Source organism: Metabacillus sp. KUDC1714, assembly GCF_014217835.1.
In the GTDB taxonomy this organism is placed as follows: domain Bacteria; phylum Bacillota; class Bacilli; order Bacillales; family Bacillaceae; genus Metabacillus; species Metabacillus rhizosphaerae.
Map to the genome: position 1 here is coordinate 3,105,014 of NZ_CP055263.1, position 13,404 is coordinate 3,118,417.

A 13,404-nucleotide genomic window follows, 5' to 3' on the forward strand; every position below is an offset into this window, starting at 1 on the left:
AAGAAAAGATCCTGTATTAATTTAATCAGGATCTTTTTTTGCTCTAACACGGTGGTGATTTGGTGATAAATAAACTAGGTTAATATCTTTCATTTTTATATAGAGAAGATTAAGCAAACATTTGCGATGAATAGAATAACGTTCGCTTCTTCATTTGTTGCATAACAAGGTGCCTTTATTAATGGGGGTACTAAATCCTATGCAAATTAATTGCATTAAAAAGCCTACAAAGGTTTGTGTTTTTAGTAATATCAGTTCATGAAAACAATAATAACTCACTAAACGGTTCAATAATCCAAAATAATATATGACTTGAATGAAAGCGGATAATTAGGTATATTTGTAGTAAGTTTAGTAAAATATAACTAAATAAAGTAGTATTGTTAACTAAAGAGGGTGGAATTGTGACGACAATTAAGGATGTTGCGTCTAAAGCTAATGTATCAACAGCGACTGTTTCAAGAATATTAAGTAATGATGAAACCTTATCTGTTGGAGAGGATACGAGAAAACGTGTTATTGAAACTGCAAATTTATTAAATTATAAGCCAGCAAGAAGAAAGAATTGCAAGAGCTTAGAACAGAGTCCTAATATCGGCTTAGTTTTAACTAGTTCACAAGAAGATGAAATAAATGACCCTTATTACTTATCGATTCGTCTTGGAATTGAAATGGCATGTGAATTCTATAAGTTAAGGATTAATACGATCATTAGACTTAACCAGGATATTGATACAAATAGCTTGAATGAATTAGACGGAATAATAATAGTTGGTTCGATTAGTGATTATGCTATACAAAAAATTAAGAAAAATAAGAAAGAAATTGTCTTTGTGAATTTTGATCCTAAGTTGAGCGGTTGTGATATTGTAATTTCTGATCTAGCAAGTGCAACTGAACGAGTGCTAGAGCACTTAATGAATTTAAACCATAACCAAATCGGTTATATCGGTGGAATGGAGATTATAAAGGATTTTAAAAATAATATTGAAAGTGAACTTGATGATATTAGAAAAGTAACATTCCAAAAGATCATGCATGAAAAAGGGTTGCTAATAAATGAAAATGTTCTAATTTCAAGTGATTGGGGTCCAAATGGTGGATACCAACTGATGAAAGAAATGATTAGAAAAGGTAACCTGCCAACTGCAATTGTTGTAGCAAGTGACCCGATGGCTATGGGAGCGTTAAGAGCTCTCCATGAAGCAAATATAAAAGTACCTGATGATGTTTCAATTTTTAGTTTTGATGATATTGAGTCTGCTGCATATTTGAGTCCACCACTTACGACAGTAAAGGTATATCCTGATGAAATGGGTAAAACAGCAGTGAAGTTACTAAAAGACCGAATAAATGGAAGAAAAGTAGCGATAAAAACAGTATTAGAAACTGATTTAGTATTAAGAGAAAGTTGTCAATACAAAAAAGAGTAAGAGAAAAGAAACCGATTTTATTCAGCAAAATTGGACCTTAACGAGCTATTTAAGAGACTTGATCTACAAGAAAGGCTGTTTAGGCAGCCTTTAGGAATAGGTTTCAAAATCTTAAGCAAAAGTCTTAGTTGAAACCGAAAACTCCTGGATTTTATATCCTATTATTAATGTCCATCACACAAATATGATTCACAGGAGTGTGAAATATGAAACGAGCAACAAGTGATTTTGAAAAAGATCCTCCATCAATTCAAAGCTATTATGAAGGGACTACTTTGTCAAACCGAAAACGAGGATCCTATGGGTTTCGGTTTCAAGATAGATCCTATAAATATTTAGTTAACCTTTGGAATATCGGGTGGGAATTACAATCTTCAACTGATTATTGTTGGGATGGTAATGAACGTGATGAGATAGGGAAACTTATTTTTCAATATACACTATCTGGTACAGGGAAATTAGAAATAGAAGATCAATCATATACACTTCAAAAAGGACAAGCTTTTATAGTCTCAATCCCTAGTAATCACCGGTATTATTTCTCAGGTGGAAGTGAACCATGGGAATATATTTTTCTTACTCTATATGGTCTTGAAGCCGAAAAAGCATGGAGTTATATAACGAAAAGAACGGGACCGATACTAGACATACCTCCTGACTCCCCTCTAATAAACTCAATTTTTAATATTTATAAAGAAACAAGAAAAGAAAATGTTAAAGACGCTTACTATGCATCGGCTTTGAGCTATAGGTTTCTTATGGAATTAATTCGTTTTACAAAAAACAATACCAATCAAGATGTAATTCCAACAAATATTAAAAAGGCTATTACATTTATGGAAGACTATTTGGATCGTGACTTAACTTTGGAAGATATTTCTGAGGAAAGTAACTTATCAAGGTATTATTTTTCAAAAATATTTAAAGAGCAGGTAAAAGTAACTCCAATGCAATATTTAACGCAATTAAGAATAAAAAAATCTACGTATCTACTTTTGCAAACGAATAAGACAATTAATGAGATTGCTATTGAGGTTGGTTTTAAAAACGGAAACTATTTCAATAAAGTTTTTAAAAAGTCACTAGGAGTTTCTGCTGGTGAATTTAGGAAAGATAATGGTCATAATTTTATGGATTACATTGTTACGGAATAGTAGATTGAGGAAGAGGTTATAGATCTCTTCCATTTTTATTTTATGAATACCTTTATGGTTTATGGCAGCTCAAGAGTCAACTTTAACTAATTCTACCTCTAAATTTTTAAATTACACTTCATAAAACACTTCAAAATTTTACTTAAAATTCATTTAAAATTTACTTAAACTAAGCCGATTGGAAGCTGATTTTTAATAAATAGCCATAATTCTTAAATCTGTAAATACCGCGTGCATAAAGGGTTTAAAGGAGTAATGATAGAAAAGATGAACATAAATAATTTTTAGTTAATTTAGTAGAAATAGCGAATAATTACCCTTAATTCAACAAAAACTTACTCTTGTAATAGTAAACGTTTACTAATATATTGGTTGTAGAGTAACTAAATATTATTTGAGGGGGAACTAGGGTGAAGAAAACAATAGTAGTTATGATTGTTTTATTATTTTCAATAGGATTAGCAGCTTGTAGTAATGAGGAAAAAAGCAGCAATCAAAATAATGGAAAACAAGTAGAACTAACTTTTGCAACTTGGGGAAGTCCAGCAGAATTTGAAGTTTTACAAAAAGCAGTAGATAAATTTAATGAAGAACATGAGGACATCCATGTAAAAGATATAATTGGTATCCCATGGGCGAACTATAATCAAACAATTACGACTAGATTACAAGGTGGAGAAGCTCCGGACGTTTTTTATGTGAATGGACAAAACATTTCAAATTTAATTGAAACAAAATCTATACTACCGATTAATGATTTTATGGAGAGTTCTGAATCCTATGTAAAGGTTGATGAATACCCGAAAGATATCTGGGGCCCGTCAGATAAAGATGGCATCAAATATGGATTCTCTGTAGATTCTAATCCAATTGTTATGTACTATAACAAAAAAGTATTTGAAGAAGCTGGAGTAAAAACGCCTCAGGAGTACTTTGATGAAGGGAAATGGAATTGGGATGCTATGGAGGAAGTTACGAGTCAATTAGTTGAGGCAGGAAAGTATGGATTTGTACAGGACCCTGCACACAATGCAATGTTGAATTGGGTATGGGCTAATGGTGGAGAATTTGCAGTTGATGGTGAGGTCGTAGTTCAAAATGATCCGAAGGCTAAAGAAGCATTTGAATTTGTTAATAAAATGATTGAAAGCGGTAACTTTGTATCGGGTGGTACCCTTCCTGAAGGACAAGGGTCAGATGCGATGTTTATGTCTAATCAAGTAGGGATGATTGGCGGTGGACGTTGGTATTCACCAGGTTTCAAAGAGGCTAATGTTGAGTACGATTATATACCTTGGCCATCAAATACCGAGAATAAATTGGAACCAGCAGAAATTGCAACCGCATTCCTATCAGTTAATAGTGATACAGAGCATAAGGAAGCAGCTCTTAAGTTTGCATCTTACTATAGTTCAGAAATAGGACAAGAAGTACGTTTGAAAGGTCAAGGGAATGCAGTTCCATCTGTACTAGGACTCGATCATCTAATTACCGATAGTCCAGAGACGGAACATGCAAAATATTTGTTAGACGCGAGAAATATTGGTAGAGTAGTTGATTTTGCGGTTAGTATACCTGGATTAAATGATGAATTAAATTCTATTTATCAATTGTTTATGCTAGGTGACCTAACTGTAGATGAAACAATAAATCAGTTAACGGAAACTAGCCAAAAAATGGTTGCTGAAAATAAAGAATAAAGAATAATTCATTAAGAATAAGGGACCAAGTCGTGTTCCTTATTCTATATTAAATTAAAAAAAGGTGATTTAAATGCACACAAATAAAACAAAATGGTGGGGTTATTTTTTTATAGGTCCACAACTCATTGGAATGTTGGCATTTTCATTAATTCCGCTCGTCTCTGCACTAGTGTTAAGTTTTATGGACTGGGACGGTTTTAACTCTGCAAAATTTGTTAGTTTATCCAATTATATAGATCAGTTAAGTAATGATAATTTTATAACTGCTTTAATCAATACCGCTTATTACACGCTTTTGGTAGTCCCAGTAGGGATAGCATTAGCTTTAGTTGTGGCTCTGGGATTAAATAATGTTACGGGAAGTAATGTATACAGAGTTTTTTACTTTATGCCTGTTGTCACAAGTTCAGTTTCTATAGGTGTCATTTGGATGTGGTTGTTGAACGGGGACTTTGGTTTAATTAATCAATTACTTTCTTATGTAGGTATAGAGGGCCCTAATTGGTTAACAGATAGAAAACTAGTCCTACCTTCCATTGCAATGTTAAGTATTTGGTGGGGATTGGGTACAAATATGGTGATATTTTTAGCTGGTCTAAAAGGGATTTCAAAAACCTTTTATGAAGCAGCAGATATTGATGGGGCAAGCCCTTTACAGAAATTTCGTCATATCACCTTACCAATGTTATCACCGACAACATTTTTTATTTCCATAACAACAATTATTGGTTCGTTCCAAGTGTTTGATCAAACGTATGTCATGACAAAAGGTGGACCAGGGAAAGCAAGCTATACCGTGGTTTATCACATTTATGATACCGCATTTGGTCGATTTGATTTTGGGGCAAGTTCAGCTGCAGCTATGATTCTTTTCATTATTATATTAATCTTTACCTTAATTCAGTTCTTGGGTTCAAGAAAGTGGGTTCATTATGAGTGAGAAAATATTAATAACGCCTAAACAATTAACAACAAATCGAACGTTAGTAGCAAGTAAAAGAAAACAGACTGTGTTAAAAATAATGCTTCATCTTCTTTTAATCATTGGAGCTATTGTTATGTCTGGTCCATTTATATGGATGTTCTTAAGTGCTGTTAAACCATTAGATCAGATCTTTGCTGTACCACCGAAGTGGATACCAGAGCCGTTTGTCTGGAGTAATTTTATAGATTCATTAAAGGCAATGCCTTTTGGTAAAGCTTATTTTAATAGTTTTTATATCTCGATCATTGTAGTTGCTAGCCAAATATTGACTTGCTCAATGGCGGCATATGGGTTTGCGAAGATCAAATTTCCGGGTTCGAAAGTGTTATTTATTTTGTTTTTATCAACTATGATGGTTCCTATGCAAGTAACATTAATTCCGCTTTATTTAATAATGGATGCAATTGGATGGTTAAATACACATGCATCTATTATTATACCGAGTGCTTTATTTAACGCGTTTGGTGTATTTCTCCTACGTCAATTTATAATGGGCATTCCAAAAGAAATGGAAGAAGCAGCGATTATTGATGGTGCGAATCCATTTCAAGTGTATGTGAAGGTAATATTACCGTTAATTAAGCCATCATTGGCAGCGTTTGGGATATTTTCTTTTATTGGTGTTTGGAATAATTTTATTCAACCTTTAACCTTTTTAAGTAGCCAGGAGCTATATACTGTACCACTTCTGCTTAGTTATTTTAAAGGGCTTTATGTAACAAATTGGGCACTAATGATGGCTGGTGCTACTATTTCTGTCATACCTATTCTAGTAGTTTATATTATTGCTCAAAGACAGATTATTGAAGGGATAACACTCACAGGAGTAAAAGGTTAATAATTTGGTAGGTTCAATATATATAAAACAGATGTTGAGGAACACCTAAGTTATTTTGTATTTATGTATATTAAAATGATGATTAGTGGACTGACAAAATTAGTTAATAGATAAAATCGGTCTAAAGGAGACAACAATGGCTATAACTTTTAACAACGATACTAAAACGTTTCATTTAAAAGCGAAAAATACAAGCTATGTTATGCAAATAATTAATGACGGCTATTTAGCTCATCTGTATTGGGGAAAGAAAATTAACGAATATAATTATTCGAATGGAGTACGATATTGGGACCGAGGATTCTCTCCTAACCCAGTATCGAGTGATCGCACATTTTCACTTGATACATTACCACAAGAATACCCGCAATTCGGAAATACAGACTTTCGAACACCAGCCTATCAAATACAATTAGAAAATGGCAGCACAATCACCGATCTACGCTATCAATCTCATACGATTGTAAAAGGTAAGCCATCACTTGATGGTCTTCCTGCTACGTATGTCGAGTCTGAATCAGAAGCTGAAACATTAGAAATCATCCTATTTGATAAAGCAATTGGGTTAAAAGTAAAGTTGCTTTACACAGCTTACAATGATCTAGATGTCATAACCCGTTCAGTTCAATTAATAAATGAAGGCAATACTAACTTGAAATTATTAAAAGCTGCTAGTGTGAATGTCGATTTTCGAGAGCATAAGTTTGAGATGATTACCCTTTACGGTGCTCATGAAAGAGAACGTTTTGTGAACCGTACGGGTTTACGATATGGGATTCAATCAATTGATAGCGGACGTGGAACGAGTAGTCATCAACAAAACCCGTTTGTCGCGTTAGTAAAAGAAGATACACGGGAAGATCACGGTGATGCTTATGGGGTCAATCTTGTTTACAGCGGCAATTTCCAAGCGTCTGTAGAGGTAGATCAATTTGATTGTACACGTCTAACAATGGGTGTGAATCCATTTGATTTTACTTGGTTGCTAGAAGCAGGTGAGGCATTCCAAACTCCTGAAGCTATCATGGTTTATTCATCTCAAGGTTTAGGACATATGTCTAGAACCTTCCATAAGCTTTACCGGACACGTCTTTGCCGAGGTGAGTTTAGAGACCAGACTCGTCCAATCTTAATCAATAACTGGGAAGCAACATACTTTAATTTTGATGAAGAGAAAATCACTGAAATTGCTAGAAAAGGGAAGGATCTCGGAATTGAGTTATTTGTATTAGATGATGGTTGGTTTGGTAAACGTGATGATGATAACACATCTCTTGGAGACTGGTTTGTGGATCAAAATAAACTCCCGAATGGCCTTGAGTCGTTAGTAGAAAATGTCCGCAACATGGATATGCAATTTGGACTTTGGTTTGAACCGGAAATGGTTTCGGAAAACAGTGATTTATTTAGGGAACATCCTGATTGGTGCATTCATGTTCCAGACCGACTTAAGTCAAAAGGAAGAAATCAATTAATTTTAGATTACTCTAGAAAAGAAGTATGTGACGAAATTATCGACCGAGTGTCAGCGATTCTTGCAAGTGCACCAATTACGTATGTGAAGTGGGATATGAACCGCCATATGACTGAAGCTGGTTCAGCCGCTCTACCAGCAGAGCGCCAAAGAGAAGTCGCTCACAGATATGTACTCGGGGTATACCGAGTTATGGAGGAGATTACGTCGAGGTTTCCTCACATTCTATTTGAAAGCTGCTCGGGTGGCGGTGGCCGCTTTGATCCAGGAATGCTTTACTATATGCCTCAGACATGGACGAGTGATAATACGGACGCGATTTCTCGCTTGAAAATTCAATATGGAACAAGTCTAGTTTATCCAATCAGTTCAATGGGGGCTCATGTATCAGATGTACCGAATCACCAAGTAAACCGAGTCACATCTGTTGAAATCCGCGGGCATGTTGCAATGTCTGGCAACCTTGGGTATGAACTTGACTTAACAAAAATGACAGAAGAGGATCAACGAGAAGTTATCAATCAAGTCAATTACTACAAAGAAATCAGACCTCTTATTCAATTTGGGGACTTTTACCGACTGCTCAGTCCGTTTGAAGGAAATGAGACAGCATGGATGTTTGTATCTGAGGACAAATCTGAAGCTGTTTTTGCTCACTTTAAGGTATTAGATGAGGGGAATTCTCCTTTCCTATCAGCTAAGCTACAAGGGCTAGATCCAGATAAAAAATATACAATTGCTGAACTTGACGAATCATATTACGGGGATGAACTAATGAATGTCGGCATAAATATTCCGAAAGTCAGAGGAGATTTTACGAGTGTTATGTGGAGATTGAAAGCTGAGTGAGATATACTAAGTGAGTAATATAGAATCACGAAGTAATGGGGTATCTAATGTTAAAAAAGCTATCTTTTTCTCTATTAATTATATTCGCAGTGTCTATGTTCTTAATAGTATATATATCTAAAACATTATCAGCTGAAAAACCAAATGTAACTGTTGTTTTAAAAGGTCTAAATTCTGAGTATTGGGAGCTAATGGCAGCCGGAGCAAGAAAAGGATTTGAGGATTTTGGTATAAATGGTAAAGTTATTGCTCCTTCTGATGGATCTACTGTTGAGGAGCATGATCGTTTTTTAGAACAAGTTCTTATGGAAAGTCCTGATAGCTTAATTATAGCTCCTATTTATCCGGATAATATTAGTTCTACGTTAGAAGAATTTGTAGAACAGGATATTCCAGTTATCTTACTAGATACAGATGTTACTTGGGAGGATAAAACCGCTTATGTTGGCACTGATAATGTTGAGTTAGGTAAAAGAGCGGGTGCGTTACTAGGTTCCCAACTACAGCCTGGAAATGAAGTTGCTATACTAGGAGTAGATACAAATAGTCCGGTAGCTTCTGACCGGATAAAAGGTGCTAAAATAAGTTTAAAGTCTGTAGGAATTGAAATTGTTGCAGAAGGAGTCGATGTTTTCTCTGAGCCTTTGCAAGTGAAAGAAGATTTGAAAACGATTTTAGACGAACACCCTAACCTTAAAGGAATTATCGCCACGAATGACGGACTAGCATTAATTGTTTTTCATGCTATTGAAGATCTGGGTTATAAAATGCCGGTCATTGGAGCGGATGGTATTAACAAAATGATTGAATTGATTGAAGAGGAAAAGCTGCCTGGGACAGTGGCACAAAATCCTTATGATATGGGATATTTAAGTGTCGAAGCCGTTATGAAGGTATTAAATAGTGAGAATGTTGAAAGAAATATCGATAGTGGAATCGATATCATCATTAATGGGAATGCAAAGCAACGGTTCGAATTTCAGGAGAGAGTGTTAAGGTAATGGTAATCGGCTAATTCTAATCACTAGTCGAAAACGTTGATTTACCAATACTTCATTACCTCCATTCTTTGTTCAGTTAACTTTTATTTTTTCCCCCTTTTATTTATGAGGGCAGTGAAAAACTGATGTCTATGACAGATTTTTTTAAAAAAAGAAGATTTCCAGTACTAGTATTGATCTGGAAATCTTCTTTTTTTGTTGGCTAATGTTGTTCTGTCGTGTATTTTACCCCATCAATCAGTCAATGCAATCTATAAAAATCTGAATTTAATAAACTTTAAACCAGCACTTTACTTTGAGCCTTACGTGACCAAGTAATGACAGGAATAAGCAACAATGAAAGGATAGCTCCAGAAAGTGATAATGCTGCATAACTTGAATGAGCGACGACAATTCCTGATAACACACCGCCAGAGGCACCTGATAATGCAAGTAAGACATCAACCGATCCTTGAGTTTTTGCACGAATGGATGGATGTGTTGCATCAATAATGAGTGCCGTTCCACTAATTAAGCCAAAGTTCCAACCAACACCTAACAATACAAGCGCACAGATAAGCAATATCATTGAGTCTGCCGGAGCAAAAGCCGCTAGAAGACCAGAAGCGAGAAGTGTGGCACCAGCAGCAATAGCCATCGTAGTACGGCCGACTTTATCTACCAGCAGGCCTGTAACAACTGAAGGGAAATACATGGCGCCTATGTGAAAACCTATGACCAGCCCGACTTCCCTCAAACCATGGCCATGGTGTCCCATATGGATTGGTGTCATGGTCATAATGGCTGCCATGACAAATTGAGTCAAAACCATAACGGTAGCACCAACGACAATTCCCCTTTTGTTTAATGTAGAGCTTTCCAAAGTTGATTCTTCTAAGACTTTACCGTCTTCCGCCTGGGCACTTGCTACGGCTGTAGATACGATCAATGGGTCTGGACGAAGAAAAATTAGAAGAACCAATCCGGCAAGAATAAACGCAGCAGCCCCTAAGATAAAGGGACCAGCCAGAGTGGGAATACCAATAGAATCTGCAAATTCTCCCATCACATTGACCAAGTTAGGACCCGCAACAGCACCAAAGGTAGTCGAAACCATGGCCATGCTGACAGCAGTTGCCCGCTGTTTAGCTGTCGCCAGATCTGTACCCGCGTAACGTGCTTGCAGATTTGAGGCTGTACCAGCTCCATAGATAAGTAGGGAAGCGAATAAAAGGAAGACACTGTTAAGTAAGGCAGCGATTATTACACCGATCGCACCCAATCCGCCAGTAAGAAAACCGGTTGCAAGTCCTGCTCTGCGGCCGAAACGCTGTGAAAGCCGGCCTACAAGAAGTGCGGCCCCTGCAGAACCTAAAGTGAGTAAGGCAACTGGAATCCCTGCAGCACTTTCTGTCCCCAGCATATCTTGAGCTAGAAGTGCGCCTACCGTTATACCGGCTGCTAGTCCTGCCCCTCCAAAGATTTGTGAAAGGATCACTATTCTTAATGTTTTTTTATAAAGCTGTTTTTGCTTTTCTGGTGAATCAATATATTCTTGAAGCCAAGCAGGATTCTGTTTTGGCTTGCTTTTAACTACTTTTTCAGTGGTCATAAGCCGTACCTCCTCAAAAAATCAATTTTAGATTTTTATGCCTTCTCTATCTATCTCTTTTAGAATATTATCGTTTCTCATAACTATTGACTAATCATTAAGAAGCTCATGATTATCAACACAATCATGAGCCTCTTGTCATTTCTAATGATTACTACACACGATAAGATTTAAATTCTTAATAGACAATTAACATTTTGTCTTTTTAAAAGGCTGTTTTCGCAAACTTTGTTGCTTTTAAAATAGTATTGGGTTGGTTGATTGGCGCTCCAGGATGCTCGCTTTCCGTGGGGCGGGCGATGAGCCTCCTCAGCGCGAAGCGCCTGCGGGGTCTCATCTGTCCCGCTACTCCCACAGGAGTCTCGCATATCCGTTCCAATCACCCTAATCTGTTTTGTTCAAAAACAACAATCTTTTAGAAAAGAGCCTTTTAAAAAATTAAAATGTGTATGATTGCCCGTCTTCTGGCACTAACACATGTGAAGAGATTCCTTTTTCCTCAATGAAGCTTTTTAATTCTTCTCGGGATAATGTCCAATGGTTAACAGCTTCCATATGGACAGAAATGATTTTTGCGTAAGGAGCAGCCTTATGCACTTCATAGATGTCATCTTTCCCCATTACTAAAGAACCGCCTTGAAGGAATTGATTATCTCCGCCATTTACAACAATGATATCTGGCTTATGTGAATTGATCTCTTCTTGGATTCCATCATACCATACCGTATCTCCAGCCACATATAACGTTTTTTCACTTGTGTGTTTGAAGACAACGCCACACACTAAACCAGCAAATTTTAAAATTTCTCCTCTTCCGTGTTCACCTTTCGTTTTTACTAATTGGATACCTTCAAAGACTGTATCTTCTTGTAGAACCACTACATTTTGAAAACCAGCGTTTCTTACTTCTTTCGCATCTTCTTCATTTTGGACAAATATTTTGATCTCTTTTGGCAATACCTCTTTGGCCGTATCATCCCAATGGTCTAAATGTAAATGAGTTAAAATTACTGCATCAACATTATTAATAATAGTATCAATTGATGTTGGTAAGCTAACTAAAGGATTATTTTGATCTTGTCTTAAAGAATTTGGGAAAGGTGGATAAGTCCCCTTCTCTGCTAAAAATGGATCAATTAAAAACTTCTTACCTGTATATTCGACAACAATTGTTGCATTTCGAATTTGTTGTATATTCATATTCATTAACTCCTTTTCTTTTAAATTTCCTTTGAACAATGTATATTCTATACTGTGACTCATTGAAGATACATAGATTAAATAAAGTGTTTTGGCCGTTTGACTTTATTAATGAAAGGAGATAAATAAATGTTAGATAACACGGATATGCAAATCTTAGATGAACTATCCAAGAACAGTCGGATAACAATGAAAGAATTGGGCGAGAAAGTCCATTTGACTGGACCGGCTACTTCAGCTAGAGTGGTGAAATTAGAGGATAGTGGAATTATTGAGGGTTATACAATTAAAGTCAACCAAGTCAAATTAGGTTATTTTATACATTCTTTTATTAATATATTTACAAAAAGCGCCCATCATCAACCTTATCTGTCGTTCATAAAAACACAAGAACAATACATCATAAATAACTATAAAATCAGTGGGGATGGTTGTTATCTTCTTGAGTGCAAATTTCCATCTAATGAAATATTGGATCAGTTTTTGGAAGGGTTAAATGAGCATGTAAATTATAAATTAACGATTGTAATTAACAAATAGTATATCAATAGAGATTGAAAATCCTTGGTATTATTGGGTTAAGGCGTCTTTTTAATAAAAACATAATTCACTATAAGGAAAATTATCCGAACTATCTAGATCGTTCAATACGTTTAGCCAATCCTGTTGCTTTAATTGTCAGGAATAAAGTTTTACAAGGTGAAAGGGTTTATGGCAGTTCTAAAGTTGATTTAAGGACTGAAAACATGCTGCTTTTAATCAACGTATCGCGGGCCAGTTGGGCAGGGATTATCAATTGGTCGTGTAATAGAATAAAAAATATGATATTGAGATACCAATTGATTTATTGTCGATGGTATCTTTTTTGTTTTTATATAAATGCGGTTTCTGAGGCTGCAAATCTTGATAAAGCTATAAGTTTATTGCGTTGTGTTGCGGTGTTCCATGAACCAGTCCAATCCTCAGCTAGAATATTATAATCCTTCCATATCAAACGGAGGAGCGTACCTGTATTCGAATACAGTTCTAACTAATCCCAGGCGAACTTCTCAAAAGGTACTAAGTTTCTTCATAATAAATACCTTGTTCAAGGTCATAGATCAATTTTGCAGTTGCTTTTTGAGCTTCCTTTTTTGCCACTCCTTTTCTGTTTTGGGATCTCTACAAAAAGCTACA

At 35.8% G+C, this 13,404-nt stretch carries 10 protein-coding genes; 8 read left to right on the top strand and 2 right to left on the bottom strand.

Going from position 1 to position 13,404, the window contains the following annotated elements:
- Positions 1–404 precede the first annotated feature (404 nt).
- The 7 genes from HUW50_RS14705 to HUW50_RS14735 all read left to right on the top strand — a co-directional run bounded on the left by HUW50_RS14705 (position 405) and on the right by HUW50_RS14735 (position 9,437).
- The gene (locus HUW50_RS14705; protein ID WP_185652984.1) at positions 405–1,433 is read left to right on the top strand and encodes a LacI family DNA-binding transcriptional regulator; all 1,029 of its coding nucleotides are present in this window, start codon (positions 405–407) and stop codon (positions 1,431–1,433) included.
- A gap of 206 nt (positions 1,434–1,639) precedes the next feature.
- Positions 1,640–2,587: an AraC family transcriptional regulator gene (locus HUW50_RS14710; RefSeq protein WP_083964395.1), complete on the top strand. Its 948-nt coding sequence runs from the start codon at positions 1,640–1,642 to the stop codon at positions 2,585–2,587.
- Positions 2,588–2,997: 410 nt separating this feature from the next.
- A complete protein-coding gene (locus HUW50_RS14715) occupies positions 2,998–4,287 on the top strand; it encodes an ABC transporter substrate-binding protein (RefSeq protein WP_185652985.1) in 1,290 nt (429 codons plus the stop codon).
- Between the two features lie 73 nt (positions 4,288–4,360).
- Positions 4,361–5,230, top strand: coding sequence for a carbohydrate ABC transporter permease (locus HUW50_RS14720; protein ID WP_066323932.1), 870 nt, complete (start codon positions 4,361–4,363; stop codon positions 5,228–5,230).
- Between the two features lie 82 nt (positions 5,231–5,312).
- Positions 5,313–6,113: a carbohydrate ABC transporter permease gene (locus HUW50_RS14725; RefSeq protein ID WP_066325717.1), complete on the top strand. Its 801-nt coding sequence runs from the start codon at positions 5,313–5,315 to the stop codon at positions 6,111–6,113.
- Positions 6,114–6,249: 136 nt separating this feature from the next.
- Positions 6,250–8,436, top strand: a complete 2,187-nt coding sequence (locus HUW50_RS14730; RefSeq protein WP_066323938.1) for an alpha-galactosidase — start codon at positions 6,250–6,252, stop codon at positions 8,434–8,436.
- 47 nt (positions 8,437–8,483) lie between these two features.
- Complete coding sequence (locus HUW50_RS14735; protein ID WP_066323941.1) at positions 8,484–9,437, top strand: sugar ABC transporter substrate-binding protein; 954 nt, start codon at positions 8,484–8,486, stop codon at positions 9,435–9,437.
- Positions 9,438–9,714: 277 nt separating this feature from the next.
- Here the strand turns inward: HUW50_RS14735 and HUW50_RS14740 are convergent, their stop codons facing one another.
- A complete protein-coding gene (locus HUW50_RS14740) occupies positions 9,715–11,028 on the bottom strand; it encodes an MFS transporter (RefSeq protein ID WP_066323944.1) in 1,314 nt (437 codons plus the stop codon).
- Positions 11,029–11,466: 438 nt separating this feature from the next.
- The gene (locus tag HUW50_RS14745) at positions 11,467–12,228 is read right to left on the bottom strand and encodes an MBL fold metallo-hydrolase (protein ID WP_066323947.1); all 762 of its coding nucleotides are present in this window, start codon (positions 12,226–12,228) and stop codon (positions 11,467–11,469) included.
- Positions 12,229–12,357: 129 nt separating this feature from the next.
- On the opposite strand from HUW50_RS14745, the gene HUW50_RS14750 reads away from it, so the two are divergent.
- A complete protein-coding gene (locus HUW50_RS14750; RefSeq protein WP_066323953.1) occupies positions 12,358–12,768 on the top strand; it encodes an Lrp/AsnC family transcriptional regulator in 411 nt (136 codons plus the stop codon).
- The last annotated feature ends 636 nt before the right edge of the window (positions 12,769–13,404 follow it).